At 49.7% G+C, this 26,184-nt stretch carries 26 protein-coding genes; 14 read left to right on the top strand and 12 right to left on the bottom strand.

The window, feature by feature from the left end; genetic code table 11:
* The first annotated feature begins 9 nt into the window (after positions 1–9).
* The 3 genes from GWK09_RS08180 to GWK09_RS08170 are packed head-to-tail and all read left to right on the top strand — an operon-like array spanning position 10 to position 1,965.
* Entirely contained in the window at positions 10–840 is an 831-nt protein-coding gene (locus GWK09_RS08180; RefSeq protein WP_163692635.1) for a class I SAM-dependent methyltransferase, read from the top strand.
* 8 nt (positions 841–848) lie between these two features.
* A complete protein-coding gene (locus GWK09_RS08175; protein WP_163692634.1) occupies positions 849–1,169 on the top strand; it encodes a cupin domain-containing protein in 321 nt (106 codons plus the stop codon).
* Positions 1,170–1,176: 7 nt separating this feature from the next.
* Complete coding sequence (locus tag GWK09_RS08170; RefSeq protein WP_163692632.1) at positions 1,177–1,965, top strand: SDR family oxidoreductase; 789 nt, start codon at positions 1,177–1,179, stop codon at positions 1,963–1,965.
* A 49-nt stretch (positions 1,966–2,014) separates the two neighbouring features.
* Here GWK09_RS08170 and GWK09_RS08165 read toward each other — a convergent pair whose 3' ends face one another.
* The 3 genes from GWK09_RS08165 to GWK09_RS08155 all read right to left on the bottom strand — a co-directional run bounded on the left by GWK09_RS08165 (position 2,015) and on the right by GWK09_RS08155 (position 4,819).
* Positions 2,015–2,533 carry a DUF4136 domain-containing protein gene (locus GWK09_RS08165; RefSeq protein ID WP_163692631.1) on the bottom strand — a complete coding sequence of 173 codons (519 nt, stop codon included), beginning with the start codon at positions 2,531–2,533 and terminating at the stop codon, positions 2,015–2,017.
* A gap of 107 nt (positions 2,534–2,640) precedes the next feature.
* Positions 2,641–3,642, bottom strand: coding sequence for a GTPase ObgE (gene obgE, locus GWK09_RS08160; RefSeq protein WP_163692630.1), 1,002 nt, complete (start codon positions 3,640–3,642; stop codon positions 2,641–2,643).
* Positions 3,643–3,709: 67 nt separating this feature from the next.
* Positions 3,710–4,819, bottom strand: coding sequence for an adenylate kinase (locus GWK09_RS08155; RefSeq protein ID WP_163692627.1), 1,110 nt, complete (start codon positions 4,817–4,819; stop codon positions 3,710–3,712).
* 115 nt (positions 4,820–4,934) lie between these two features.
* On the opposite strand from GWK09_RS08155, the gene GWK09_RS08150 reads away from it, so the two are divergent.
* From GWK09_RS08150 to GWK09_RS08140, 3 genes are read left to right on the top strand one after another with little or no spacing between them, the layout of a single operon-like run.
* A complete protein-coding gene (locus GWK09_RS08150; RefSeq protein WP_163692625.1) occupies positions 4,935–6,116 on the top strand; it encodes a 5-(carboxyamino)imidazole ribonucleotide synthase in 1,182 nt (393 codons plus the stop codon).
* The gene (purE, locus tag GWK09_RS08145; protein WP_163692623.1) at positions 6,113–6,601 is read left to right on the top strand and encodes a 5-(carboxyamino)imidazole ribonucleotide mutase; all 489 of its coding nucleotides are present in this window, start codon (positions 6,113–6,115) and stop codon (positions 6,599–6,601) included. Before GWK09_RS08150 ends, purE begins: the two co-directional genes overlap by 4 nt.
* Positions 6,602–6,659: 58 nt before the next feature.
* Positions 6,660–8,690, top strand: coding sequence for a M3 family metallopeptidase (locus GWK09_RS08140; RefSeq protein WP_163692621.1), 2,031 nt, complete (start codon positions 6,660–6,662; stop codon positions 8,688–8,690).
* Here GWK09_RS08140 and GWK09_RS08135 read toward each other — a convergent pair.
* The gene (locus GWK09_RS08135) at positions 8,687–9,040 is read right to left on the bottom strand and encodes a rhodanese-like domain-containing protein (protein ID WP_163692620.1); all 354 of its coding nucleotides are present in this window, start codon (positions 9,038–9,040) and stop codon (positions 8,687–8,689) included. The genes GWK09_RS08140 and GWK09_RS08135 overlap by 4 nt on opposite strands.
* A gap of 70 nt (positions 9,041–9,110) precedes the next feature.
* Between GWK09_RS08135 and GWK09_RS08130 the strand changes: the two genes are divergently transcribed.
* On the top strand, positions 9,111–9,671 hold the full coding sequence (locus GWK09_RS08130) for a sigma-70 family RNA polymerase sigma factor (RefSeq protein WP_163692618.1): 561 nt from the start codon (positions 9,111–9,113) through the stop codon (positions 9,669–9,671).
* Positions 9,668–9,895 carry a hypothetical protein gene (locus GWK09_RS08125; protein WP_163692616.1) on the top strand — a complete coding sequence of 76 codons (228 nt, stop codon included), beginning with the start codon at positions 9,668–9,670 and terminating at the stop codon, positions 9,893–9,895. Before GWK09_RS08130 ends, GWK09_RS08125 begins: the two co-directional genes overlap by 4 nt.
* Here the strand turns inward: GWK09_RS08125 and GWK09_RS08120 are convergent.
* Positions 9,892–10,716 carry a UbiA prenyltransferase family protein gene (locus GWK09_RS08120; protein ID WP_163692614.1) on the bottom strand — a complete coding sequence of 275 codons (825 nt, stop codon included), beginning with the start codon at positions 10,714–10,716 and terminating at the stop codon, positions 9,892–9,894. The genes GWK09_RS08125 and GWK09_RS08120 overlap by 4 nt on opposite strands.
* 139 nt (positions 10,717–10,855) lie before the next feature.
* On the opposite strand from GWK09_RS08120, the gene gcvP reads away from it, so the two are divergent.
* From gcvP to GWK09_RS08100, 4 genes are all read left to right on the top strand, one after another.
* Positions 10,856–13,705, top strand: coding sequence for an aminomethyl-transferring glycine dehydrogenase (gene gcvP, locus GWK09_RS08115; protein ID WP_163692612.1), 2,850 nt, complete (start codon positions 10,856–10,858; stop codon positions 13,703–13,705).
* Positions 13,706–13,858: 153 nt separating this feature from the next.
* Positions 13,859–14,917: a 3-oxoacyl-ACP synthase III family protein gene (locus GWK09_RS08110; RefSeq protein ID WP_163692610.1), complete on the top strand. Its 1,059-nt coding sequence runs from the start codon at positions 13,859–13,861 to the stop codon at positions 14,915–14,917.
* Between the two features lie 3 nt (positions 14,918–14,920).
* Positions 14,921–15,448: a methyltransferase domain-containing protein gene (locus GWK09_RS08105; RefSeq protein ID WP_163692609.1), complete on the top strand. Its 528-nt coding sequence runs from the start codon at positions 14,921–14,923 to the stop codon at positions 15,446–15,448.
* A gap of 16 nt (positions 15,449–15,464) precedes the next feature.
* Positions 15,465–16,334 carry a glycosyltransferase gene (locus GWK09_RS08100; protein WP_163692607.1) on the top strand — a complete coding sequence of 290 codons (870 nt, stop codon included), beginning with the start codon at positions 15,465–15,467 and terminating at the stop codon, positions 16,332–16,334.
* Here the strand turns inward: GWK09_RS08100 and pafA are convergent.
* Positions 16,326–17,984 carry an alkaline phosphatase PafA gene (pafA, locus tag GWK09_RS08095; RefSeq protein WP_163692605.1) on the bottom strand — a complete coding sequence of 553 codons (1,659 nt, stop codon included), beginning with the start codon at positions 17,982–17,984 and terminating at the stop codon, positions 16,326–16,328. The genes GWK09_RS08100 and pafA overlap by 9 nt on opposite strands.
* Positions 17,985–18,093: 109 nt before the next feature.
* Here pafA and GWK09_RS08090 point away from each other — a divergent pair, with 109 nt between their 5' ends.
* Both GWK09_RS08090 and GWK09_RS08085 read left to right on the top strand, forming a co-directional pair.
* Positions 18,094–18,831, top strand: coding sequence for an MlaE family ABC transporter permease (locus GWK09_RS08090; protein WP_163692603.1), 738 nt, complete (start codon positions 18,094–18,096; stop codon positions 18,829–18,831).
* The gene (locus GWK09_RS08085) at positions 18,831–19,598 is read left to right on the top strand and encodes an ABC transporter ATP-binding protein (RefSeq protein WP_163692601.1); all 768 of its coding nucleotides are present in this window, start codon (positions 18,831–18,833) and stop codon (positions 19,596–19,598) included. Before GWK09_RS08090 ends, GWK09_RS08085 begins: the two co-directional genes overlap by 1 nt.
* Here GWK09_RS08085 and GWK09_RS08080 read toward each other — a convergent pair.
* The 6 genes from GWK09_RS08080 to GWK09_RS08055 all read right to left on the bottom strand — a co-directional run bounded on the left by GWK09_RS08080 (position 19,595) and on the right by GWK09_RS08055 (position 26,182).
* Positions 19,595–21,049: a DUF389 domain-containing protein gene (locus GWK09_RS08080; protein ID WP_163692599.1), complete on the bottom strand. Its 1,455-nt coding sequence runs from the start codon at positions 21,047–21,049 to the stop codon at positions 19,595–19,597. The genes GWK09_RS08085 and GWK09_RS08080 overlap by 4 nt on opposite strands.
* A gap of 14 nt (positions 21,050–21,063) precedes the next feature.
* Positions 21,064–22,146, bottom strand: a complete 1,083-nt coding sequence (locus tag GWK09_RS08075; protein WP_163692598.1) for a mannose-1-phosphate guanylyltransferase — start codon at positions 22,144–22,146, stop codon at positions 21,064–21,066.
* Positions 22,147–22,152: 6 nt separating this feature from the next.
* Positions 22,153–22,749 carry a SprT-like domain-containing protein gene (locus tag GWK09_RS08070; protein ID WP_163692596.1) on the bottom strand — a complete coding sequence of 199 codons (597 nt, stop codon included), beginning with the start codon at positions 22,747–22,749 and terminating at the stop codon, positions 22,153–22,155.
* 62 nt (positions 22,750–22,811) lie between these two features.
* Entirely contained in the window at positions 22,812–23,492 is a 681-nt protein-coding gene (locus tag GWK09_RS08065; protein ID WP_163692594.1) for an SDR family NAD(P)-dependent oxidoreductase, read from the bottom strand.
* Complete coding sequence (locus GWK09_RS08060) at positions 23,492–24,442, bottom strand: M28 family metallopeptidase (protein ID WP_163692592.1); 951 nt, start codon at positions 24,440–24,442, stop codon at positions 23,492–23,494. The genes GWK09_RS08065 and GWK09_RS08060 overlap by 1 nt, the downstream gene beginning before the upstream one ends.
* 90 nt (positions 24,443–24,532) lie before the next feature.
* The gene (locus GWK09_RS08055) at positions 24,533–26,182 is read right to left on the bottom strand and encodes a pyruvate dehydrogenase complex dihydrolipoamide acetyltransferase (RefSeq protein WP_163692591.1); all 1,650 of its coding nucleotides are present in this window, start codon (positions 26,180–26,182) and stop codon (positions 24,533–24,535) included.
* Positions 26,183–26,184: the final 2 nt, after the last annotated feature.

The following is a 26,184-nucleotide window of genomic DNA, read 5'->3' as shown; positions in this document are numbered from 1 at the left end:
GGCATCAATTTGGAGCAGAAGATCAACATACACGAAACGGCCTTCGTCACCGCTTCCTTCAGGGCAGCCGACAGCGACCTGAGCAGAGACAACTTTGCTCATTTGTGGGCGAATGAGGTCACTGACAGGCATGCCTCGAAATACATGCAATCAGTATCACTTTATGAAGGGGTGGCCCATTGCCTGAGGAACCGCTATTTCCTGGATACCTTACAACGCCTTATTGATATCGGGCAGATAGATACCCTGATCAACTTTGGCTGCGGGTTCAGCATGTACCCATTTCACCTGCCGCCTACCCTCCTGTATATAGAAATCGATACCCCGGATGTAGTGGCCTATAAAAAAGAGCGGACAGAATCCTGGCAAGGAGAAGGCATCCTCCCGGTACGGGATCTCAGGTATGTTGAGGCTGATTTTAACAGCCCTTCCCTCGAAGACTTGTACCTCGCCGTGCATCCCCTGGTTCAAGACCGGAAATGCTTTATTCTTCTCGAAGGCGTACTTTTCTTCTTGGGTCAACAGGATACCGTCAGGCTTTTCGAACTCTTTACCCGACTACAGGGAAAAGATACGTACATGGGAAGCGTATCTTTTACTCCCGAACTTGAAAAAATGGAGGTTTTCCAGAAACTGATAGAGTTTGTCGAAGGGAACCTCGAGAAGAACCAGCAGTTCAATTACCAGACCATCCCCCATAATTTTTATCGTACTTTGCAACAGTACGAGCTCGAGGATCACCAGGACACGCTAAGCCTTGCGGGCCGGTATATATCCGGACATGATATTCGGACAGAAGAAGTACTCGTAGAAAACATGTACCTCCTGAGGAAGAAATAAAATACACCATGATAAAATTACAACTGGAAGACCTCCAGCCCAAAGAGATCATGCCGGGTTTCAAAGGCAGGCTTATCCATGGAGAAAACATGACCCTGGCCTTCTGGGAAGTGGATAAAGGGGCGGAAGTACCTCAACACTCCCACGTCCACGAACAGCTCCTGCATGTACTGGAAGGTCGTTTTGAGTTCACCTTAGGCGATGTAACCCAAATTTTCGAAGCCGGGGAGCTCGTTGTGATCCCTTCCCATACACCGCATTATGGGAAGGCGCTTACGGCATGCCGACTCATGGATGTGTTCAGTCCGGTTCGGGAAGAATACAAATAGAGTTATCATGAATATAAATCTCGAAGGAAAAAGCGCTTTGGTAGGTGGCAGCAGCAGGGGTATAGGCCTGGCCATTGCCCGACAGCTGGCTGAGAGCGGAGCCAGTGTAACCCTGATGGCCCGAAGCGAGGAAAAACTCAGGAGCATCGTAGCTTCTCTCAAAGTGGCATCACCTGCTCAAAAGCATCAGTACCTGGTGGTCGATTTCAATGACTTCAACCGTTATTCTGAGATCATCAGGGAGTATTTCTCCCACAACAAAGTAGACATCCTGGTCAATAACACCCAGGGACCCAAAGCGGGAACCCCCATGGAAAAGAAGGTAGAGGATTATCAGGAGGCTTTTGATGTATTGTTTAAGTCGGTCGTCCTCACCACCCATTTGGCTTTAGAACACATGAGGTCCCAACGATGGGGTAGGATCATCAACGTGGCTTCCGTATCGGTGAAAGAGCCCCTGTCTTATCTCGTCCTTTCAAACAGTATACGGGCCGCGGTGGTAGCCTGGGCAAAAAGCCTGGCGACGGAAGTGGGGCCGGATCAGGTTACGGTGAACAATATCCTGACAGGCTACTTCGATACAGAACGCCTTGAGGAACTCAACCGGAAGAAGGCAGAACAGCAAAATATCAAACCGGAGGAGGTACGAGATCATATGACCGACAGCGTACCCCTCAGAAGACTTGGCAAACCAGAGGAATACGGGTATCTGGCTGCCTTTCTCGCCTCAGACAGGGCTGCGTATATCACAGGGAGCAATTTCCCAATAGACGGGGGGTTATTGAGATCCTTATAACGCTTGGTTCTTCCTCTTTTTGAGGTCGGATGAACATCCCGATAGATCCTTACTTTCGAGGAGGGTACTTTGACATCACCTTTACGGCAATCTCCCGCATGCGTTTTTCCCTTTCCAGGGGAGTCGCATTTTCCTTCAGATTACCCGAACAGACGGCCTGCCAGAAAAGGGCGTCGCGCTGGCTGTCAATGAAATCGAACAAGATCTCCCGTTCCATTTCTGGTCGACCAATAGGCAGGCCGATGGATACCCCTCCGCCCATGTTGCGGCCGCCACCTCCGAGACCAACCCCCAGGGAATTGTTTCGAGGCTGGCGGAATTCACGGGATTCTATATTGATGAGGAAATCGGGCTCTTCGGAGGCGCGGAAGCCTTTAGTGAGAAGCACGGAATCCAGGGAAGACAGTAAACGCTTCGTATCCAGTTCACTCAGCCCGGTTTGCATCTCCGGATAGTAGTTATAGGTCTGGTAGCTCGAAAAGTCCGTGGCCGCATCGTAATCATAGTCTACTCTGAGGCTCGAACAACTGATCAGTAACAGGCAGGGCACCCATAGCCAATTTCTCATAGCGCAGCAATTTGGGGTGATCGCCACCAGGGAAGATACCCTTAAGAAGCGATCCACTTATCCCCTAATTTACGGAAAATTCGGCTTTACAAAGGAGTTTGAGGGGGTTATTCGTTCAAGAGCGACCAGAGTTTATCCTTGAGTTGCTGAAGACCGTATTGGGATACAGAGGAAATAAAGATATACGGGATGTCTTTAAAACCCTCCTTCACTTCCCCGCGCATCTCCTCCAGCAACTCCTCATCGAGCATGTCTGACTTGGATATGGCCACCATCCTTTGCTTGTCTAGCAACTCCGGGTTGTACTTCCGCAATTCGTTGAGCAAGATCTCGTATTCCCCGCACACGTCACTGCTGTCTGCCGGGATCACGAACAAAAGGAGGGCATTGCGTTCGATATGCCTCAGGAAATAATGTCCCAGTCCCTTGCCTTCGGCGGCACCTTCTATGATCCCCGGGATATCGGCCATCACAAAGCTTTTGAAATCCCTGTACTGAACGATCCCGAGGTTCGGTTTGAGGGTGGTGAAAGGGTAGTCTGCGATCTTGGGCTTGGCTGATGTCAGAACGGAGAGTAAGGTCGATTTTCCGGCATTGGGAAAGCCGACGAGGCCTACGTCGGCCAGGACTTTCAGTTCCAGGGTAAGCTCTTTTTCCGAACCGGGAATTCCGGGTTGGGCGTATCTGGGGGTTTGATTGGTCGCACTCTTGAAATGCCAGTTCCCTCTTCCTCCGAGTCCGCCTTCCAACACGACCTTTTCCTGACCGTTCTCAGTGATCTCTACCACTACTTCCCCGGTCTCGGTTTCCCTGACCACCGTACCCAGGGGCACTTCCAGGTAGACGTCTTCCCCGTCTGCCCCTGTACTCCGGCTCTTGCTGCCGTGTTCTCCGTGACCGGCTTTGAAATGGCGCTGGAATTTGTAATGCAGTAAGGTCCAGAGGCTGTCGTTCCCCCTGATAATGACATGGCCACCTCTTCCCCCGTCCCCTCCGTCAGGGCCTCCCTTGGGAACGTATTTCTCCCTTCGGAGGTGGGCAGAACCCTTCCCCCCGTTCCCTGAGGAAACATGAACTTTCACGTAATCCACAAAGTTGCCTTCAGTCATAGGATATGTTTAATGGTTTAGAGCGCAAGGAGAACCGTACTTCGGTACGGATTGGAAAAAATCCCTTTCAACAAAGGGTTTCGATCACGGAAGAGAGTCGGCCTGTAATCTCCTCAATGTTCCCTATCCCGTTCACACTATGAAATTTTCCCTGTGCCTGGTAGTATTCCCGGAGTGGTGCAGTTTTCTGATTGTATTCCTCGAAGCGGTTGCGGATCTTGGTCTCGTCCTGATCATCCGGCCGCCCACTTACTTTTCCTCTTTCCAGGAGGCGCTCGATAAGGACCTCGTCATCGGCCTCCAGGGCGATGGTCGCATCGATCTTCATATCCCTGGAATCCAGGAAATTATCCAGAGCCTCTGCCTGGGCGGTCGTTCTGGGGAAACCGTCAAAGATAAACCCACTGGCGTCTGGGTTCTTTTCCACCTCTTCCTTTAACATGTCGATCGTGACTTCATCCGGGACCAGATCGCCCTTGTCCATATAGGACTTTGCCAGCTGTCCCAGTTTTGTGTCATTCTTGATGTTATAACGGAAGACATCCCCGGTGGAGATGTGCTTGAGGTTGTACTTCTCTTTCAGGAACCCTGCCTGGGTACCTTTTCCGGCACCGGGTTTTCCAAATAATACAAGGTTAATCATATGAGCTTTGTTGATTTGATAGACATCTCGCAGGTTCCGACCCTGTTCCATGTAGTCGAGGCCATATCCCACTATGAAGCGATCCGGGATCTCCATCCCGAAATAATCTATGGCGTATTCCCCATTGTAGACGTCTGATTTGAAGAAGAGGCTGGCGATCCTGAAGTCCTTCACGTTCACGTTGGAGAACATGTGGACCAGTTCCTGAAGCGTCCTCCCTGTATCGATGATATCCTCCAGGATGATCACGTTCCTGCCTTCTATATTCTCCGGTACATCCAGCAAGGTTTCCACAATGCCTGTGGAGGTCAGCCCCCTGTAGGAACTCAGTTTTACAAAAGATACTTCGCAGGGATGGGGGTAATGCCTAAGGAAGTCAGAGACGAACATAAATGAGCCGTTGAGCACCCCGACAAAAATCGGTATTTCGTCCTTGTAATCCGATGCGATCTCACCTGCGATCCGTTTTACGGCATCGAGGATCTCCTTTTCGCTCAGGTACAGTTCAAAATTTTTATCGTGGATCTTAATCACAACCTTCGGATACTTCTTAAGGGGGCAAAGATAACACATTGCAGCCTCTTTTTCAGGCCACTTATCCGGGTTTATAAGATTATGATGTATTTTTGTCAAAACCACATCGACCTACATGTCAGACAGCAAAAAGACCTCGTATTTCTCCTCAGGATTCACTCTCGGTATTTTAGGTGGCGGCCAATTGGGAAAGATGTTGCTCTACGAAACACGGAAATGGGATATTGCCACCAAGGTGATGGACCCATCTAAAGATGCCCCATGCCGATTGGCCTGTAATGAATTCGTTCAGGGCAACCTTATGGACTTTGATACGGTCTACCACTTTGGAAAGAACGTCGATGTGCTTACCATTGAGATAGAGAATGTAAATATAGATGCCCTGGAAGCCCTTGAGAAGGAGGGAGTAGAAGTATACCCTACCCCAAGGGAATTAAGGCTTATCCAGAACAAGATCACCCAGAAATTGTTCTACGTGGATCACGGGATCCCTACTGCGCCATTTTCCAGGTTTGCCTATACCAGCGAGATCGATGACAGCCTGGATCACGGGGGCATACAATTGCCTTTTGTCTGGAAGAGCGCACAGTTCGGATATGACGGACAGGGCGTCAAGATCGTCCGCAACCGGTCGGATCTCAGGGACCTCCCGAATGTGGAGTGCCTCACCGAGACCCTGATCCCCTTCAAAACGGAACTGGCAGTGATCGTCGCAAGGAGCAGGAACGGGAGTGTGGTCCATTACCCCGTCGTGGAAATGGAATTCCACCCGGAGGCCAACCAGGTGGAGTATGTGCTCTGCCCTGCCCGGATCAGCGATAAGGTTGCAAAAAAAGCCATTGAGACAGCACTGAGGGTATCGGAAGCTCTGGAGCACGTCGGCCTGTTGGCCGTGGAGATGTTCCAGACCCGTGAAGATGAGGTATTGGTAAATGAAGTAGCTCCCAGACCACACAACAGCGGGCATTATAGTATTGAGGCCAGTTTTACCAACCAATTTGAACAACATCTCAGATGTATCCTGGGCCTTCCCCTGGGAAATACAGACAGCAAGGTGGCCGGGGTCATGGTGAACCTGGTGGGAGCCGAAGGCCATGAAGGGGAAGTGTATTACGAAAACATAGAGAAGATTCTGAGCCTAAGAGGGGTAACCCCCCATATTTATGGCAAGTCAGTGACAAGGCCTTTCAGGAAAATGGGGCATGTGACCATAGTGAATGAGGATATGGAAGAAGCCCGGAAAATAGCCGGAGAAGTCAAAAGAACGATCAACGTAATCAGTAAAATGAAGGTATGAGCAAGGTAGCCATAGTCATGGGCAGTACAAGTGATCTTCCTGTAATGCAGGAAGCGGTCGATATCCTGAAGGGATTTGATATTGAGGTCATGGTGGATATCGTATCCGCTCACAGGACTCCGGAAAAACTTTTTGAATTCGGGAAAAACGCCCATTCCCAGGGATTCACGGTGATCATAGCCGGAGCCGGAGGAGCCGCCCATTTACCGGGTATGCTCGCTTCCCTCTCCCCCTTGCCAGTGATCGGGGTTCCCATCAAAAGCCGCAACTCCATAGACGGGTGGGATTCAGTCCTGTCCATCCTTCAAATGCCGGCCGGCGTGCCGGTCGCCACAGTAGCTCTTGACGGGGCGAAGAACGCTGGGATCCTGGCCGCCCAGATCATAGGAAGCCAAGATTCCTGTGTACTGGACAAGATCGTGCTCTACAAGGAAGGCCTCAAGGATAAGGTGATCAAGGGAGCCGAGGAGGTGCGCAAGAATTAGGAAAAGAGGAGGCGGGTCCCCGGATCTCCCTCGAACGAATTAAAATCTACTTGTTTACATGAAAAACGTATTGCTGGAGCCATTTGACCTGGCTCCCTTCAGTGCCATAGAAAACCAGCACTTTAAACCTGCCTTCGAAAAAGCCCTGGAAAAGGCCCGTAAGGAGATCGATCTGATCATACAGTCAGAGGAATCCCCCACCTTTGAAAACACGGTAGAAGCACTGGAATTCTCAGGGGCACATCTCGACAGGCTCTCCAGTCTTTTCTTCAACCTGAATTCTGCCGAGACCAACGAGGAGATCCAGGCACTTGCCCAGGAAATATCCCCCATGCTGACTGAATTCAGCAATGATATCGCCCTGAATGAGGCCCTGTTTAAAAAAGTGGAAAAGGTCTATGAGGAAAGGGATACTATAGACCTGACCACCGAACAGTGGATGCTGCTCGAAAAGAAATACAAATATTTCAGCCGTAACGGGGCACACCTCCCTGAGGAGAAAAAAGCGCGCCTAAGGGATATTGACAAGGAACTAGCCCGACTCAAACTGACCTTCGGAGAGCACGTCCTGGCAGAGACCAATCGGTACGAGCTGCACCTTACCCGGAAAGAACAGATTGAAGGTTTACCGGAGGACGCACAAGAGACGGCTGCGCAACTTGCAGCCTCTAAGGGTAAAGAAGGCTGGATCATCACCCTGGATTTCCCGAGTTATATCCCGTTCATGACCTATGCCAGGAACAGGGATCTGAGGAAGGAGCTTTCTATCGCCTTCGGCAGTAAAGGATTTCATGGGGACGAACTGGACAATCAGGACCTCATCCTTCAGATCGCTCAGCTGCGGCACGAAAGGGCCCGCCTGCTCGGATATGATTCTCATGCGCATTTCGTCCTAGAAGAACGAATGGCGGAATCCCCGGATAAGGTCATGGATTTTTTGGTGGAGTTGAAGGAGAAGGCAAAACCCGCGGCCCTTAAAGAATATGAAAGATTAGAGGCTTTTGCTAAGGAAGAGGACGGTATTGAACACCTGCAGAAGTGGGATGGGAGTTATTACAGTGAAAAACTGAAACAAAAACTGTTCGATCTGGATGATGAGAAGCTCAAACCCTATTTTAAACTTGAAAATGTGATCTCGGGAGTGTTCAGGATCGCCGGGGAGCTTTACGGACTGAGTTTTGAGGAAGTGACGGACATAGACACCTACCACGAAGAAGTGAAGACCTACAGGGTAACGGATGAAAAGGGCAATCTCACGGCTATATTTTACGCCGACTTCCATCCCAGACCAGGGAAACGCGGAGGGGCCTGGATGACCTCCTACAAACCCCAATACAAACAAGGCGACAGGAATGAAAGACCCCATATCTCCATCGTCTGTAACTTTACGAAACCGACTAAAACAAAGCCTTCCCTCCTTACCTTCAATGAGGTCACCACTCTCTTTCACGAATTTGGACATGCCCTCCACGGGATGCTGGCAGACACCACATATCCCAGTCTGTCGGGAACCTCAGTTTACTGGGATTTCGTGGAACTCCCGAGTCAGATCATGGAGAACTGGTGTTTTGAAAAGGAAGCCCTGGAGTACTTTGCCCACCATTATGAAACCGGGGAACTCCTTCCCATGGAAATGATCCGCAAGATCAAGGAATCCTCCAACTTTATGGAGGGCATGGCTACGCTGAGACAACTGAGCTTCGGGTTCCTGGATATGGCCTGGCATGCCCATGACCCTTCCGGTATAGATCAGGTAAAGGAATTTGAAGTAAGGGCCTTTGGGGATACTCAACTTTTTGAGGATATCCCGGAGACCTGCATGAGCACAGCCTTTTCCCACATCTTCCAGGGAGGGTATTCAGCCGGGTATTACAGTTACAAATGGGCCGAGGTGTTAGATGCGGATGCCTTCGCCTATTTTAAGGAAAACGGCATCTTCAACAAGGAGGTCGCCCGGAAATTCAAGGCCTGTATCCTCAGCAAAGGCGGGACCGCGAAACCCATGGATCTGTACACGGAATTCAGAGGTAGCGAACCCAAACTGGATGCCCTGCTGGAGAGGGCTGGCCTGTTAAAGAAAACCGCCTAGTCCTGAACAGGTACCAAAGCTCCATAGCCCCCTGAAAGGTCTATCACATGATATCCCAATGAGTCGAGCATGGCGGCAGCCTTAGCACTCCGCCCCCCTTTCTGACAATAGACATAGATGGTATTTTCCTTGTCGAGTTGGGATGCCTGAGCCGCGAAGTCCGTATCGTACCAGTTGATATTGACCGCGTTCTCCAGATGGCCCGCTTCGTATTCCTCAGGGGTTCGTACGTCCACAACGGTGTACTTGTTCATCCCCTCAGGATCGAAGTCAGTAATTGGCAGTTGGTTGGATTCCTTGCATCCTGCCATGGACAGGAAAAGGAAAAGAAGGACCAGTGAGTTTTTCATGGTGGTTGCATTTAATCAAATATACCGTATTTCTTTAAAATCCGTTACTTTTACCAGGTACGATACCGCTATGAAATCCGGAAAATTGTCCCCTGAATTATGGGTAGACAGATACGCTGACTACCTCTACAACTTTGCCATCTCCCGGGTTGGCCAGGAGGAAATTGCCAAGGATTTGATACAGGATACCTTTATTGCCGGCTTAAAATCTGCTGAAAATTTCAAAGGTCAGGCTTCGGAACGGACCTGGCTTGTCGCTATCCTGAAACGCAAGATCATTGACCACTACCGAAAGATCAATTCCAAAAAGGGGAAAGCAGAGGTAAAGCGCCTTTACAATCCTGCTTCGGATGCTGATGGGGACTGGCTGGAAGAACAGGTGGCAGATCCCTACAGCATCAGGGAAAATGACTTTCTTGAGAACGAGGAACTGGGTATGGCCTTGCAGGAATGTATAGATAGCCTTCCGGAGAATCAGCGCAGGGTCTTTGTGATGAAGACGATCCGCGGACTTTCCACAGAAGATATTTGTAAAGAACTTCAGATAAATCCGTCTAACCTATGGGTAATCATTCACAGGGCCAGAACCGCCTTGATGGGTTGCCTTAACAAAAACTGGTTCACGTCATGATCTCATGTGATGAAGCCGCCTTGATTTGCAACAAATCGCAATACCAGGAGGCCAGTTTACCGGAAAAACTAAAACTCAGGCTGCACATGCTCTTCTGCAGTACCTGCAGTTCTTTTTCCAAACGCAACAAACAATTGTCCAAATTGTTTAACAGGGCCGGTCTGCACTTCCTCAGCGACTCGGCAAAAGAACAACTGAGGAAGCGCATTCAAAACGAACTTTAGACCCAGGCAGACAAGCCCCACAGAACGGTCACCCAGAATATCGGAAAAGCCTCTACCCAGAAAGAAGCAAAATAACGGGGCTGTCTTTTAGGCAGGAAAACCAACAGGGCCGTAAGGCTTATGACCATGATGGCTTTCGAGAGGATTTCCACCTCAGACAGCTCATCCTTCACAAAGGTCAGCAGGAAGAAGATCAGGCAGGCCAACATCCCTAACTTTTTAGTTTTGCGATCTCCCAAACGCTGGGGGATCGTGAGCATATCGGATGGGTCCGTACTCAGATCCCGGATCTCAAAAGGGACCATGAGCACGAGGATCACCAGGAACCTCTGGGTAAATTCGACCCAAACATCCCAGGAATTAAGGGAAGACGCCTCCAGTACAGGTAGCACTACGGTGACCCCAGACCAGACCCCCCCGATGATAAATATTTTAAGGATGCCGACATTTCTGAGGTTCTTTCCCCGCGGTAAGACCGGCATGGCATACACCGCCGTGAGCAGGGAAAGGCAAAGAATAGCAACCAGGGTTTGCCACCTCAGATCCACTACAAAATAAGCCGAAATGACCAGGGAGCCCAAGCTCAAGATCAGATGTGACCTGTTCATCGACAGGATCCCGAAAAACTGTCGCCTGTTTTCTGTGAGATGTTTTATGAGATTGTAGGTGGGAATAGTGCTAAAAAAAACAAAAAAGAAGAGGGACCTCTCTGCCGGAATGTTTAAGAACAGGCAGGTCAGGAACAAAAACGCCAGGACAGCCAAAGCCACGTGTATACTGGCCCTTACGTATATCTCAAAGATCCTGTGCCAAACCTTCATTAAACAAAAATAACCAAACCCCACCTTTCCACTCCGGGTGGTTGAAAACTTTGATCCCGGAGGGAAATTTACTGGCTGTTTTAAGGGAATTATTACCTAATTTTGTGCTCCTTTCAGAAAATAAAAGATTGCTCCGTCAATGAATACAGATTCTTTTGCCTCAAGACACATCGGGATACGGGAAGAAGACCTGCCAGCGATGTTAAAGACCATAGGGGTCGACAGTTTGGATGAACTCATCTATCAGACCATCCCGCAGGACATCCGCCTCAGGGAAGACCTCCACCTCGATGAACCCATGAGTGAGCAGGAGTTCCTTTCCCACATTCATGAACTGTCCCGGTTGAATGAAGTCTTCAAATCCTACATCGGCCTTGGCTATCACGAGAGTATCACTCCTTCCGTGATCAAGAGGAATATCCTGGAAAACCCGGGTTGGTATACGGCCTATACCCCTTATCAGGCGGAGATCGCCCAGGGCAGGCTCGAAGCCCTCCTGAACTTCCAGACCATGGTGTGCGACCTTACCGGGATGGAACTTGCCAACGCCTCCCTGCTGGATGAGAGCACGGCGGCCGCAGAAGCCATGACCATGCTCTTCGATGTCAGGACAAGGGATCAAAAAAAGAACGGAGCGGTAAAATTTTTCGTCTCTGAGGAGGTTTTGCCACAAACCCTGTCCCTCCTGCAAACCAGGGCTACTCCTCTGGGGATAGAACTGGTTGTGGGTGATCACAGGGAGATCACTCTGAGCAGAGATTTTTTCGGGGTCCTGCTGCAGTATCCAGGTAAATTCGGACAGGTGTTCGATTACTCCGGATTTGTGGCCAGGGCCAAGGAATCCGAGATCAAAGTGGCGGTAGCCGCAGACATCTTAAGCCTGGTCCTGCTTACTCCCCCCGGGGAATTTGGGGCAGACGTCGTAGTGGGTACCACCCAGCGTTTCGGCATCCCATTGGGATACGGCGGACCTCACGCCGCTTATTTTGCCACCCGTGATGAATTCAAACGAAATATCCCCGGAAGGATCATAGGGGTGACCAGGGATACAGACGGTGCCAGGGCCCTGCGCATGGCCCTACAGACCAGGGAACAGCACATCAAGAGGGACAAGGCTACTTCCAATATCTGTACTGCCCAGGTTCTGCTGGCCGTTATGGCAGGTGCTTATGCCGTCTACCACGGACCTAAAGGTTTGAAGTACATTGCGGAAAAAGTGCATGAGAACACCCGTACCCTGGCAAACGGGCTCGAAAAGATGGGGTTGTACCAGGTGAATACTGCGTATTTCGATACCCTGCTGGTCAAAGCAGAGGCTGAAAAGGTCAGGAAATTTGCCGTAAAGAAAAGGGTTAATTTCCACTATGTGGATGAAGGAACAATTTCCATATCCCTGAACGAGGCAACCACCGGGAAACGGGTACAGGAGATCCTCTCGATCTTTTCAGAGGCTCTGGGTAAAGAGATCTCCGAGACGGATAAAGTCGGCAAGGGCTATGCCATACCCAAAGAACTGAGAAGGACCTCGGATTTCCTAACCCACGAGGTTTTCAACTCCTATCATTCCGAAACCCAATTGATGCGTTACCTCAAAAGGCTTGAACGCAAGGACCTGGCCCTGAACCATTCCATGATATCGCTGGGATCCTGTACTATGAAGCTCAACGCAGCCACTGAGATGTTGCCGCTAAGCATGCCCGAATGGGGAAACATCCACCCCTTTGTACCTGTCGAGCAGGCCAGGGGTTACCACAAGGTACTCGAAGACCTTTCCAGAGACCTCAGCGCGATCACCGGGTTTGCTGCCACCTCTCTCCAACCCAACTCCGGTGCCCAGGGAGAGTATGCAGGCCTTATGACCATTCGCGCCTACCACGAATCCAGGGGTGAAACACACCGAAATGTCTGTATCATCCCGGCATCCGCCCACGGGACCAACCCCGCTTCTGCTGTGATGGCAGGAATGCAGGTTGTCGTGACCAAGACAGACGAGAAAGGAAACATCGACCTCACGGACCTGGAAGAAAAGGTCCTTAAGCATTCAGAGAACCTGGCGGCCCTGATGGTGACCTACCCATCTACACACGGGGTTTTCGAATCCTCCATCAGGAAAATCACCCAAATGATTCACGACCACGGCGGACAGGTCTATATGGACGGGGCCAACATGAATGCCCAGGTGGGCCTTACAAATCCCGCTATTATCGGCGCAGATGTCTGCCACCTGAACCTTCACAAGACCTTTGCTATCCCTCACGGAGGCGGTGGCCCCGGAGTAGGACCGATCTGTGTGGCTGAGCAACTCGTGCCCTTCCTGCCCGGTAACCCGGTCATCCCCACGGGAGGGGAAAAGGCCATAACGGCCATCAGCGCAGCCCCCTGGGGCAGTGCCCTGGCCTGCCTTATCTCTTATGGATATATCAAAATGTTAGGGGCTTGCGGAATTAAAAAAGCGACCGAGATCGCCATTCTCAATGCCAATTACATCAAAGAACGCCTGCAGGGTAAATACGAGGTGTTGTATACCGGAGAAATGGGGAGGGCTGCACACGAGATGATCATAGATTGTCGTCCTTTCAAACAGAAGGATATAGAAGTGACCGATATTGCCAAACGTCTTATGGACTATGGTTTTCACGCACCTACCGTGTCTTTCCCGGTAGCCGGAACAATGATGATAGAGCCCACGGAGAGCGAAGGCCTGTCGGAACTCGACAGGTTCTGTGATGCCATGCTCTCTATCAGGGCAGAAATTGAGGCGGTCCAGGAAGGAGTTCAGAACGTATTGAAGAATGCTCCCCACACCCTGGAAATGGTAACCTCAGACGACTGGAATTTTCCCTACACCAGGCAGCAGGCTGCCTATCCTTTGACCTATGTGAGGGAAAGCAAGTTCTGGCCGAGCATAAGGAGGGTGGATGAAGCCTATGGAGATCGTAATCTCATCTGTACCTGTGCCCCCATAGAGGCCTATGCAGACACGGAATAATGGTCTCACTCTGAGATTAATGCTGTCATCGAGACTGCAAACCAGGAATGATTGGAGGTATCTATTGTTCTTGAACATCGTATTTCAGATCTGAGGTATTTTTATTTAGGGAAGTAATTGGCTACATTTCCGTACTAATTCAACACTAGACAGATGAGTATCGCCATTACCGGTACAGGCAGCTATATTCCGGAGGTCCTGGTCCCCAACAAAGCGTTCGAAGACAAGCACTTTCTCAACAGCGACGGTTCTTCCTTCTCCCAATCCAATACGGTGATCATTGAAAAATTCAAGGCCATCACAGGCATTCGGGAAAGGCGGTATGCCAAGAACGATTTTAACGCGTCCGATCTGGCCTACCTGGCATCAAAAAATGCTTTGGAAGATGCCGGGATCAGCGGTGAGGATCTGGATTATATCATCTTTGCACACAATTTCGGGGATGTGCCCTACGGCTCCTCCCATGGCAATACCCTCCCCAGCCTGGCCACAAGGGTAAAGAACGATCTGCAGATCAAAAACCCAAAATGTGTGGCCTATGACCTGCTTTTTGGTTGCCCCGGATGGGTTGAAGGGATGATACAGGCCTATGCCTTTATCAAAAGTGGAATGGCAAAGCGATGCCTGGTCATTGGAGCAGAGACCCTTTCAAGGGTGGTAGATCCCCATGACCGTGACTCCATGATCTATTCCGATGGGGCCGGGGCATGCATCGTTGAGGAAAAAGAGGGGCAGGGGGAAATCCTTGCCCATAATTCGGCTACCTATGCCAATGAAGAGGCCTATTACCTGTTCCACGGGTCCTCATACCACCAGGAGATGCCGGACGATCTCAAATACATCAAAATGTACGGCAGAAAGATCTATGAATTCGCCATTTCGTACGTGCCTGGTGCCATGAAGGAGTGCCTTGAGAAAAGTGGGGTGGGTATAGACGAGGTCAAAAAGATCTTTATCCATCAGGCCAACGAGAAAATGGACGAAGCCATCGTAAAACGCTTTTACCAGTTATACGAACGCGAAATGCCGGAAGGGATCATGCCTATGAATATACACGAACTCGGAAACAGTTCCGTTGCCACTATACCTACCCTTTACGATATGGTGAGAAAAGGAAAAATGGAGAATCATCAGGTAAGCAAGGGCGATGTTGTTATCTTTGCCAGCGTCGGCGCGGGAATGAACATCAACGCCGTAGTTTACAGATATTAGCGAATGTACGAGAGGCAATATCCAAAGAAGAGATACCAGAAAACACTTTCCTTTTTACAGAAGCACATCCCTCCGAATGAGACCATTCTCGACCTGGGGGTGGAGAATCCCTTTACCCATATCATGCGAGAGCACGGGTATTCCGTCGACAACACAGGGGGAGAGGACCTGGATCTGGATCTATCGTCCATCCAGGCTTCGGATGCCTCTGTGGTTACTGCCTTTGAAATATTCGAACACCTGCTGGCCCCTTTCAACGTACTAAAAGAGATCAAGGCCGGTAAACTCGTCGCCAGTGTTCCCTTAAGACTGTGGTTTTCCACCGCCTACCAGAGCAGGACGGATGAATGGGACAGACATTTTCACGAATTTGAGGCCTGGCAATTCGACTGGCTCCTGCGAAAGACCGGATGGGATATTATCGACTCCCAGCAATGGGCTCACCCCGTGAATAAGATTGGTATAAGGCCCCTTTTAAGGCAATTTACCCCAAGGTATTACATTGTGTACGCCGAGCGTTCGGCCTTGTAAATCGAACTTCCTGAGGATGTCACAGCAATCGAATACCGCTTATTATATCGTGATCCCCGCCCACAATGAGGAGCTCTATCTCGCAGATGCCCTGGAGAGCGTGGTGAATCAAAGTCTCCCCCCAAAAAAAGTGGTTGTGGTAAACGATCATTCCACAGACGGTACATCCGGAATTCTGGAGGTCTTTACAAAGAAGTACTCGTTTATCCAGAGCATAGATAAGGAATCCTCGGACGAACACCTGCCCGGCAGCAAGGTGGTGGCCGCCTTCAATACAGGTCTGGGCCTCCTGGATGAGGAATACGATTTCTTGGTCAAGCTCGATGCGGATACCATACTTCCTGCCGATTATTTTGAAAGGATCGCATCACTGTTCAGTGCTTCAGAAAAAATAGGAATCGCCGGGGGATTCGCCTATGAAAGAAATAAAAAAGGGCAATGGGAATTGAATCACCCTATGGACAAGGATCATGTAAGGGGAGCTTTCAAAGCGTATTCAAAAAGTTGTTTCAAGGCCATAGGGGGTCTTAGGGAAGCCATGGGTTGGGACACTGTGGATGAACTCCTGGCTCGCTTCCACGGTTTTGAGGTCAGGACCGATAATACCTTACACGTAAAACACCAAAGGCCCATTGGCGATGCGTATAATGCCAAGGCGAGAAGATCTCAGGGCAGGGCCATGTATCTAATGCGCTACGGTCTGTTGATCTCTAGCATAGCCTCTTTAAAAATGGCCTGGAAAAACCGCAAGGTCAGGATCCTGGTCGATAACCTGAGCGGATATTGGGAGGCCAAAAAGAGAAAACAAGCCTACATCGTTACCCCGGAAGAGGGTAAATTTATCAGGAATCTGCGCTGGCAGAGGATTTTCGGTAAACTAATCTAAGATTTGTTCAATGGGTTTGCCCGTAGTGCCATTCGGGAAGGCAATACCCAAAATAGCCGAAATGGTCGGGGCAATATCCGGTATCTCCGTCCGTTCCACAGTACTCCCTTTAGGTATGCCCTTTCCGTAGAACAAGAGGGGAACATGGGTGTCATAGACATAGGGCGATCCGTGGGTAGATCCCGTTTTCGGGTAATAGACCACACCAGGGTCCAGGACGAGAAGCACGTCTCCTGACCTCTTCTGGTTGTATCCATTTTGTATGATATAAGGAATCCCCCAACTGTATTCGTTGGTTTCCATCTGATGGCCGGTAAAGACCCTGCTGATCCCTTCGTACCCGAGCAATTCCCGGGCGATCTTGTTCTGAACCTCCTCCAGATCCAGATCCAGACTTCGGATCACGTCGTGATCCAGGAAGAACTGTGCATTGCTGTAATTTCTGACCAAGTTAGCAGCTCCAAAAGTAAAGGACATGAATTCCCTGAATTTAGTGGACATGGTCTGTGAATCCATATAACCGGCAGGCAGTTTCTGATCCTTCAGGTATGCGGGTACATCTACCGCACCGTGGTCTGAGGAGAGAAATACCAGGTATTCTCCTTTGCCCACTTTCTGATCGAGTTGTTTCAGCAACCTTTCGAGGTCGGCGTCCAGACGAAGGTAGGTGTCCTGAATTTCCTTTGAATTCACCCCGAACTGATGCCCCACATAATCCGTACTGGAATAGCTGATCGCCAGAAAATCCGGGATGGCATCTTTCCCTAGGTCTTCTCCCTCCAGGGCGGCTAGCGCAAAGTCGGTAGTCAGGCTATTGCCATAGGCCGTACCCCTTAGGAGTTCGAATTGTCCGTTGCTGTCCCAGAGTTTTGGCAGGTCATGAGGGAACACGGGTGCAGCTTCTCCGGAAAATGCGCCTTCATAGGGATTATCATCCGGTCCGCTTTCATTATAGGTGTTGATATTTTTCAGGGTATTCCAGGGCTTTTTATATTTCATTGCGGCATCCGAGGCGTTGAAATCCCTCACCCATTTCGGGAGTTCGGTCATGTAATAGGAACTGCTGATCCAGTGGCCTTCGGCTCCTCCATTGTACCAGTAGGCCGCGTTGGCAAGGTGACCTCCCGGCAGCACTGCTCCCCTGTCCTTCAGGGCCAGTGCGATCACCTTTCCCCTTTTTTGGGTAAAGAGCCTCAGTTCATCGGTGATGGTGGAAACCGTCATCCAGTGGGGCGACATCTTCCCTGCCTCACTAGTTGTGCCTACGGAAGTATAGTTGTCATCGGATGCGCAATAAACGATCTGCCCCGATTCTTTGTCGTACCAGTTGTTCCCTATGATCCCATGGACAGAAGGAGTTGTTCCGGTATAGATCGAAGTATGGCCGGGACCGGTGGTTGTCGGCGCGTAATTGAAGTGGTTGTTCTTACAGTTAAATCCCTCGTTCACCATTCTTTTGAATCCGCCCTCCCCATAGTGGTCCCAAAACCGGGTGAGGTAGTCATAACGCATCTGGTCTACCACAATCCCGACTACGAGTTTGGGAGTAGTCTTTATGGGATCTGTCTGAGGAGTCTGAGCGTTAGAAAATTGGGATGATAGCCCCGAGAGGAGACCGAAAATCAGCAGGCGTAAAAAGTAATTTTTCATATAAAAAGACATGTTCTCAAAAATAACTAATTATACCCTATTAATCTTAAATCCGGGTTATAACAAGGTTAATATTGTTATTTTTACAGCAAGAAGCGTACCACTGCTTATGAATTATGTATCCTCTATTGGAAGCTATTCCATAATGATCCGTGAGGTTTTCAAGAAGCCTACCAAATGGCCCATAATGAAGTCCCTGATCTTAAAGGAAATAGACGAACTCATCTATGGCTCCATGGGTATCATCATCTTCATCTCTTTCTTTATCGGAGGGGTTGTGGCCATTCAGACCGCATTGAACATCAGCAATCCGCTGATCCCGAGGAACCTCATCGGCTTCGCGACCAGGCAATCCGTCATCCTGGAATTTGCGCCTACTTTTACTTCTATCATCATGGCGGGGAAAGTTGGCTCTTATATTACCTCGAGCATAGGGACCATGAGGGTCACCGAACAAATAGATGCCCTTGAGGTCATGGGGGTGAATTCCCTGAACTATCTGGTCTTTCCCAAGATCATCGCCATGTTCTTCTATCCTTTCGTTGTGGCCATTGCCATGTATATCGGGATATTGGGAGGATGGATAGCCGGGGTCTTCGGCGGCTTCAGTTCCAGTGCCGACTTCGTGGAAGGCCTGCAACTCGATTTCACTCCCTTCCATGTCACCTATTCCTTTATCAAATCTGTGGTTTTTGCTTTTGTCATTGCCACAGTGCCCTCCTATCACGGCTATTACATGAAAGGCGGTGCTTTGGAGGTAGGAAAAGCGAGCACGACGGCCTTTGTATGGACCAGTGTGGTGATCATTATCCTGAACTATATTCTCACCCAATTACTGTTAGGCTGATGATAGAGGTAAACAACTTACACAAGTCGTTTGGAGACCACCATGTCCTGAAAGGGATATCAGCCACTTTCGAAAAAGGGAAGACCAACCTGATCATAGGGCAGAGTGGATCGGGGAAGACCGTTTTCCTCAAATGTCTTCTCGGTCTTTTTGAGCCGGAACAGGGTACCATCAGCTATGACGGCCGGGTGTATTCAGAACTCGAACCAAGAGAACGGAGAGACCTGAGGCAGGAGATGGGCATGGTCTTTCAGGGCAGTGCCCTCTTTGATTCCATGACCGTAGAGGGGAATGTGATGTTCCCCCTCGATATGTTCACTAAACAGTCGAAGTCCGAGATGTTGGATCGGGTGAATTTTGTTTTGAAAAGGGTGAACCTGGTCAATTCAAATCAAAAATTCCCTTCAGAACTCTCCGGCGGTATGAAGAAACGGGTCGCCATCGCCAGGGCCATCGTGATGAACCCCAAGTACCTGTTCTGTGACGAGCCCAACTCTGGCCTCGACCCGAAAACCGCCATCCTCATAGACAACCTGATCCAGGAAATCACCAGGGAGTACGACATTACTACGGTGATCAACAGCCACGATATGAACTCCGTAATGGAGATAGGGGAAAAGATCATCTTTTTGAAAGACGGATTCAAGGAATGGGAAGGCTCCAACATGGAGATTTTCAAAACAGACAATGAGGCTGTGACGAATTTTGTCTATTCTTCGGAACTCTTTAAAAAGGTCAGGCAGATGTACCTGGAAGAGCGGAACTAGTTCTGTAAGGCTCTCACCTCTACTTTTGGATCTTTTAATCTGACCTTTAGCCAGTCGTTCAACCTTTTGGATTCCGCACTGATCTGTTCGGCCCGGGATCCATCCTTCCATTTGGCCTCGAATACGGGGATCGTGTCCTGTGTTTTAAAATCGGTGCTGATCACATACGAAAAGGACAGCTTGTCCAGGTTGTCGTAATTGGTCTTTGCTTCTTTGCTGATATCGCTGAATGGGATCTGTTTTTTAGCAAAGCTGCTAAGTTCAGAGAGTTCCTCTTCCAGGAGCCTGATCCTTTCATCCTTGGATAACAGTTCCGCTTTCTTCGCTTCGTACAATTCGTTGACGTAATTGAATTTCTGTTCGGAATCATCCTGCCCGCCCTGAAGGATTTTAAGCTCGGTATTCTCCAGTTTGGAATAATTCCCCATCTGGTTCCTCCAGGTGGTGATCACGTTTTCGGGAATGGATTCATCCCCCATGGTAACCAGTTCTATGGTCGATACCCCATCCGGGGCGTAATTGATCTCCGTGAGGTTCTCCATAAACCTGCCCCTGTCTTTGAACTGATAGATCCCTATCGTATTGTGGATAAGATCGTTTGCCTGGTTCATGAATCTCGATTCCTGAAACACATTGTAAAAGGTAAACCCAGCTGGGATCATGACCAGCAAGGCCACAAGGGAAGCAACCCTTCCGATGAAACGTCTCCGGGCAGAATTTGCATACCTCACCATGGGAAAACGCAACAGCTTCAGGACAAGAAAGGTCGCCAGGCCGATAAATATAGTGTTGATGATAAAGAGGTACATGGCCCCGCCGGCAAAGGAGAGGTTCCCGATGGCCAATCCGAATCCCACGGTACAAAGAGGCGGCATAAGGGCGGTGGCGATGGCCACACCGAAGATCACGCTCGCCACGGTCCCCTTTTTGGCACGGGCGATCACAAGGGCGAGTCCGCCAAAAAATGCGATGAGCACATCCCGGATATCCGGTTTGGTACGCGCCAGTAATTCAGAGGATTCATCCCGGAGGGGAAAGAATTCGAAGAAGAGATAGGCGGTCAAAACACTCAGGACCACCATGACCGTAAAGTTTCGCAAAGCCCTTCTCAGCGTATCAATATCATTGACCGCCAGCGATAATCCGATTCCGAGAATGGGACCCATAAGCGGACTGATAAGCATGGCTCCAATGACCACTGCAGTGGAGTTCGCGTTCAGGCCTATGGATGCGATAAAGATAGAACAGACCAGGATCCAGGCCGTATGCCCTTTGAATGGTATGTCTGCAATGATCGCCTCTTTGGTACTGTCCTTATCCGTATTCTTGCGAATATCCAGTAATTCGGTGAGGAATTTTCTCGTGGACCCCAGGAGTCCCTTAAATTCCTGTTTGACATCCTCTACTCCCTCCAGTTCGTCCTTCTGTCCGGGATTCTTGCCTGTTTCCATAGTATTAATTAACCTTAAACATATCCTTCACCAAATGTAGCTTTTGTTTTCGAAACGATCACTTTTATATGCTGTTCCTTCTCCTTGGGAACGATCATGAGCACATTCTCCTGATCTACGATGATGTAGTCTTCCAGTCCGTCAATCACGGCCAGTTTCCCCTGAGGTAGGCGAACCATATTTCCCCTGGCGTCCATCTCCAGCAGGTGCCCGTTCACCAGGGCATTCCCCTTCGGATCCTTGTCGAGTTTATCGTACAATGAGCCCCAGGTCCCCAGGTCATTCCAGTCGAATCCGGCCGGCAGGACGTAGATCGCATCGGAACGCTCCAAAATGGCGTAATCTATGGAGATATTCTCCGCCCGAGGGTAATTCTCCTGTATGAACCCGGCTTCGTCTTCGGTATTGTACATGGGTATCCCTCCCTCAAAGAGTTGATATTGTTCGTGTTGATACTTCTCAAAAGCCGCAATGATGGTTCTTACACCCCACATAAAAATACCCGCATTCCAAAGAAAGTTACCCTGGGCCAGGAAGGACCTGGCAGTTTCATAATCCGGTTTTTCCCTGAATTTGGATACCTTTTTGAGATCTTCCCCGCTCCCTTTGTCATATTCAATATAGCCAAACCCCGTGTTGGGAAAAGTAGGTTTGATCCCGAGAGTACATAGGACCTCTGCTTCTTCACAGGCCTGAAAACACCGCTGTACATCACTGGCGAATGCCGCCTCATCTTCGATCCAGTGATCGCTGGGCGCTACGACCATGACCGCATCCGGATTCATTTTCCGGATCTTCATGGCGGCGTACAGGATACAAGGGGCCGTATTGCGCATGGCAGGCTCAAGTACCACCTGCCGAGGTCCTATCATGGGCAGCTGCTCCAGCACCAGGTCGTTGTATCTTTCATTGGTAAGGATCAGGATATTCTCAGTAGGGATAAACCTGTTCAGCCTTTTAAAGGTCCTCTGAATCAGGGTATCCCCTGTACCTAGCATATCGTGGAACTGCTTGGGGTTACGGGCCGTACTAACCGGCCAGAACCTGGAGCCTACTCCCCCCGCCATTAAAACGGCATAGTAATTCTTGTTTTTCATACTTCGTTAATTTAAAACTTCAACTTCAGCGTTGGGCTGAAAGAGATACAGCCTACCCGACCCGATCTCAACACATTGATACCGCTTTACCCTGCGATGCCCCTTTTTAAAGGTACGTCCATTTTTTAATCGAAAAACGGTTCCCAGTGGAAGTTCCATGAGAATGGATTGATCCGATGGAGGATCAAACTTTGACAAAGCTATGGCAAGTTCCGAATCCGTGCTGCTGCTGGCCTTTGGGTTCCGGAAATGTTTCGCCAGGAGGGGTAAAAGCATCGATGGAAAGATCTCGGGTCTTAAAAAAGGAAGCATCAGGCTCTGAAAAGTGTGCTTCCATTCGCTTCCATGGGGCTTAATGCGCCTTCCATAGGTTTCAAAGGCGATAAGATGGGCAATCTCATGTACGAGGGTTATCAGGAAACGGTAGGGGTTCGGGGTGGCATTTACGGTAATCTGATGCGACCCATCCGGAAGTAAGCGGTAATCTCCGTGTCTTGTCATCCTTTCATTCACCACCTTGAGGTGTACCCGGTGGGTACGGATCAGATCGAAGCAAGGGGCGACGGCCGACTCAGGCAGGTATCTTTCCAATACACTATTCATCGGAAACAAAAATAAAGTTTCTAACAACAGTACATGCCATGATGGCTTAAATTGAGGTTTGCCTATGGGGTAGAACTGGAAACCTGCAGGGTTTTTCCGTTGTAAAAAGTCTGTCCTGTGAGGGCGAAATCCATGATATAACGAGCCATCTGCAAGGCCGAGACCGGTGCCTGATAGCCTGGAAATGCCTCTTCCAGCATTTCGGTTTGAACAGCTCCCAAAGCGAGGGCATTAAAGGAAGGACCGGCCTCCTTGTACTCTTCAGCGAGCAGTTCTGTCAGGGTGATCACCGCACCTTTACTGGAACTGTAGGCAGAGAGCCCGGGAAATTTGGCACTGCCCTGTACTCCTCCCATGGAGGTGATGGTGAGCACATGACCGCCTGACCTCATATAGGGAAGAACGGTCCTGGTAAGTGCAGCCACACCAAAAACATTTACCCGGTATACCGCTTCAAAGTCTTCTGTGGTCGTTTCGGCAAATGGCTTGTTGATGAGCATACCGGCATTGTGGATCAGGATATCCACCTGTTGCCACTTTTCCTTGATAAATCTGACTACGGCATCCATGGAGGAACCCTCTGAGATATCAAAAGAAAACCCGTGTATTCTCTCGTGCTTTAGCTCTTGGATAGGCCCGTCGTTTCGGGACAAGGCCAGGACCTGGTGACCCTCATTCGCGAGGAGTTTGGCGAGTTCATGCCCGATCCCCCTGCTGCAGCCTGTGATGATTACGTTTGCCATTAGTCGAGTTTAATTTCTTTTTCTTGTGCATTGACGATCCCTGCCACCACCGGGATCATCTTGTTGACCACTCTGGCCATGTGTTCGAAATCCATGATCTCTGCCTCATCCCCTACCTGGTGGTAATGGTCAAAGTTCGTAAAATCAAAGGTTGAAAATGTATGGGAAGGGATGTTGAATTCCTCAAAAAAGGGATAATTGTCTGAACGCATAAAAAGGTTGTACCCCTCAGCCGTGGGAAGGAATCCCACTATATTCTCCCCTGCATGGGCATTGCTTACCTCTGCGATATTCGATTTATTATACCCCGTTACATAGACCAGGTATTCCTTATTCTGCATGGGAACACCGGTCATTTCAAAATTGAGGACGGCATAGAGGTCGACCCCCTCTGCCTTCATTTTCCTGGCGAGGTGATCAGACCCTTTGAGGCCTTTCTCTTCCGCACTGAAAAGGGCAAAGACGAGGGTCCTTTTATTGGCGTTTGCCAGGGCAAAGTATCTGGCCAGTTCCAGGACCGTGGAAGTACCACTGGCATTGTCGTTGGCACCATTGGCGATGGAATCCCCTTCTTTGGCCCCGATCGCTCCTATGTGGTCGTAATGAGCTCCGACAAGTACCACTTCATCTTTAAGTACCGGGTCCTTTCCCTTTAGCATCCCAACTACGTTATAGGCCGCAGGTTCAAAATTATCCAGAGTATCCTGGTAAGAGCTGTAATAGGGATCTATCCCCTGCTTCTCCATAAGATCCACAATGTAGTAGGCAGCTGCCTCTATCCCCTCGGTCCCGGCCTCTCTCCCATGGAGTTCATCGGAGGCCAGAAAATTCATATGTGCTCCTATCGTTTGTGAGGATGAAAAATTCCCAACGTCGATTAAAGTGCTTTTAGTGGTTTTGCAGCTCCATAGGATCAGGGTGGCAGCCAGAAATACACAAATTCTTCTCATATCACTAGATGGTGTTAATCCGAATGAAAAAAGCATTCAGTTAGGTTTTGAATGCTTTTCCACGGGTTCCATTTATTCTTTTGTTCTCAATCAGGCCAGCATGGTCACCGGATTCTCTATATACTCCCTGAGGGTTTGCAGGAATTGAGCTCCGGTAGCACCGTCCACGGTCCTGTGATCACAGGCGAGGGTCAGCTTCATCGTGCTGCCGATGGCGATCTGCCCATCCCTGACAACCGGCTTCTCAACGATAGCACCCACGGATAATATGGCGCTGTTGGGCTGGTTGATAATGGAGGTGAATTCCAGGATGCCAAACATACCCAGGTTGGAAACTGTAAAGGTACTTCCCTCCATTTCAGCCGGAGTGAGTTTCTTGTTTCTCGCCCTTCCGGCCAGGTCTTTGACCGCAGCACCGATCTGTGTCAGGCTCATCTGATCCGCAAATTTCAGCACGGGGACCACAAGGCCATCCTCTACGGCCACGGCAACACCCACATGGATATGCTTGTTGTATCGGGTCGTATCCCCGTTCCAGCTCGTATTGACCTGAGGGTGTTTCAACAATGCCATCGCACAGGCCTTTACGACAAGGTCATTAAAGGAAACCTTGGTATCCGGCAGATTGTTTATCTGTTCCCTGGACCTGGCGGCATTGGTCATATCTACCTCTATGGTAAGGTAATAATGAGGCGCGGTAAATTTGGATTCGCTCAGTCTCTTGGCGATCACCTTCCTCATCTGGGAATTCTTGATCTCTTCCGTTCCTTCCTCCCCTGAAGGCAGCATTACTGGCTTGGGGGGAGCGGCAGCCGCTGCGGCAGCGGGTTGTGCCTCAGCAGGGGCAGGTTTCGCCTGGGAAGGCGTGTAATTCTCAATATCTCTTTTGACGATGCGACCCTGGTCACCCGATCCTTTGACGGTATTCAGGTCGATCCCCTTGTCCTCGGCCATTTTTCTGGCCAGGGGTGAGATAAAGATCCTTTGTCCGTCGTTTGCAACCAGAGGTGCAGGAGCACTGCTCGTTTCCTGCTCTTCATTTTCCTGTGTAGCTTCCGCCTCAGACTCAATGCTTTCCTTGGAAGGACCAGAATCTTTCTGGTTCAGGACAGCTTCCACGTCGGTGCCAGCAGGACCTATAACCGCAAGCACTTCATCTACCGGGGCCGATTCTCCTTCCTGTATCCCTATATACAACAGGGTTCCTGAATAAAAGGATTCGAATTCCATCGTCGCCTTATCGGTCTCGATCTCGGCGAGGATGTCACCTTCCTCTACGTCGTCACCCACTTTCTTTAACCAGGTGGCAACCGTACCTTCTTCCATGGTATCGCTTAATCTGGGCATCTTTACGATCTCCACTCCTTTGGGGATGTCCGCAGAGAGGCTTTTCCCGGAAGTCTGCTTTGGTTTTTCTTCCTGAGCTTCCTTTTTTTCGTCTGATGAGGAGGCCGTTCCGGCACTCGCAGAACCCCCGTTGATCAAAGCAGAGATATCCTCTCCTTCATTCCCGATGATCGCGAGAAGGGAATCCACAGGGGCACCTTCTCCTTCAGGGATACCGATGTGGAGTAGGGTTCCTTCATGGAAGGATTCGAATTCCATGGTTGCCTTGTCCGTTTCTATTTCGGCGAGAATATCTCCTTCGTTCACCTTGTCTCCGACCTTCTTGAGCCATTTGGCCACGGTACCTTCTTCCATGGTATCGCTCAGCCTTGGCATATTTATGATCTCTGCCATTT

This window comes from Muriicola jejuensis, from assembly GCF_010671595.1.
Taxonomy (GTDB): Bacteria; Bacteroidota; Bacteroidia; order Flavobacteriales; family Flavobacteriaceae; genus Muriicola; species Muriicola jejuensis.
The sequence above is the reverse complement of the archived record's forward strand: the minus strand, read 5'-3'. Positions and strand labels throughout refer to the sequence as shown.

Excerpts from the sequence above, each read along its gene's own strand:
- GWK09_RS08175 (WP_163692634.1), top strand. The coding sequence starts at position 849 with ATGATAAAATTACAACTGGAAGACCTCCAGCCCAAAGAGATCATGCCG.
- GWK09_RS08170 (WP_163692632.1), top strand. The coding sequence starts at position 1,177 with ATGAATATAAATCTCGAAGGAAAAAGCGCTTTGGTAGGTGGCAGCAGC.
- GWK09_RS08165 (WP_163692631.1), bottom strand. The coding sequence starts at position 2,533 with ATGAGAAATTGGCTATGGGTGCCCTGCCTGTTACTGATCAGTTGTTCG.
- obgE (WP_163692630.1), bottom strand. The coding sequence starts at position 3,642 with ATGACTGAAGGCAACTTTGTGGATTACGTGAAAGTTCATGTTTCCTCA.
- GWK09_RS08150 (WP_163692625.1), top strand. The coding sequence starts at position 4,935 with ATGTCAGACAGCAAAAAGACCTCGTATTTCTCCTCAGGATTCACTCTC.
- purE (WP_163692623.1), top strand. The coding sequence starts at position 6,113 with ATGAGCAAGGTAGCCATAGTCATGGGCAGTACAAGTGATCTTCCTGTA.
- GWK09_RS08140 (WP_163692621.1), top strand. The coding sequence starts at position 6,660 with ATGAAAAACGTATTGCTGGAGCCATTTGACCTGGCTCCCTTCAGTGCC.
- GWK09_RS08135 (WP_163692620.1), bottom strand. The coding sequence starts at position 9,040 with ATGAAAAACTCACTGGTCCTTCTTTTCCTTTTCCTGTCCATGGCAGGA.
- GWK09_RS08130 (WP_163692618.1), top strand. The coding sequence starts at position 9,111 with ATGAAATCCGGAAAATTGTCCCCTGAATTATGGGTAGACAGATACGCT.
- GWK09_RS08125 (WP_163692616.1), top strand. The coding sequence starts at position 9,668 with ATGATCTCATGTGATGAAGCCGCCTTGATTTGCAACAAATCGCAATAC.
- GWK09_RS08120 (WP_163692614.1), bottom strand. The coding sequence starts at position 10,716 with ATGAAGGTTTGGCACAGGATCTTTGAGATATACGTAAGGGCCAGTATA.
- gcvP (WP_163692612.1), top strand. The coding sequence starts at position 10,856 with ATGAATACAGATTCTTTTGCCTCAAGACACATCGGGATACGGGAAGAA.
- GWK09_RS08110 (WP_163692610.1), top strand. The coding sequence starts at position 13,859 with ATGAGTATCGCCATTACCGGTACAGGCAGCTATATTCCGGAGGTCCTG.
- GWK09_RS08105 (WP_163692609.1), top strand. The coding sequence starts at position 14,921 with ATGTACGAGAGGCAATATCCAAAGAAGAGATACCAGAAAACACTTTCC.
- GWK09_RS08100 (WP_163692607.1), top strand. The coding sequence starts at position 15,465 with ATGTCACAGCAATCGAATACCGCTTATTATATCGTGATCCCCGCCCAC.
- pafA (WP_163692605.1), bottom strand. The coding sequence starts at position 17,984 with ATGAAAAATTACTTTTTACGCCTGCTGATTTTCGGTCTCCTCTCGGGG.
- GWK09_RS08090 (WP_163692603.1), top strand. The coding sequence starts at position 18,094 with ATGAATTATGTATCCTCTATTGGAAGCTATTCCATAATGATCCGTGAG.
- GWK09_RS08085 (WP_163692601.1), top strand. The coding sequence starts at position 18,831 with ATGATAGAGGTAAACAACTTACACAAGTCGTTTGGAGACCACCATGTC.
- GWK09_RS08080 (WP_163692599.1), bottom strand. The coding sequence starts at position 21,049 with ATGGAAACAGGCAAGAATCCCGGACAGAAGGACGAACTGGAGGGAGTA.
- GWK09_RS08075 (WP_163692598.1), bottom strand. The coding sequence starts at position 22,146 with ATGAAAAACAAGAATTACTATGCCGTTTTAATGGCGGGGGGAGTAGGC.
- GWK09_RS08070 (WP_163692596.1), bottom strand. The coding sequence starts at position 22,749 with ATGAATAGTGTATTGGAAAGATACCTGCCTGAGTCGGCCGTCGCCCCT.
- GWK09_RS08065 (WP_163692594.1), bottom strand. The coding sequence starts at position 23,492 with ATGGCAAACGTAATCATCACAGGCTGCAGCAGGGGGATCGGGCATGAA.
- GWK09_RS08060 (WP_163692592.1), bottom strand. The coding sequence starts at position 24,442 with ATGAGAAGAATTTGTGTATTTCTGGCTGCCACCCTGATCCTATGGAGC.
- GWK09_RS08055 (WP_163692591.1), bottom strand. The coding sequence starts at position 26,182 with ATGGCAGAGATCATAAATATGCCAAGGCTGAGCGATACCATGGAAGAA.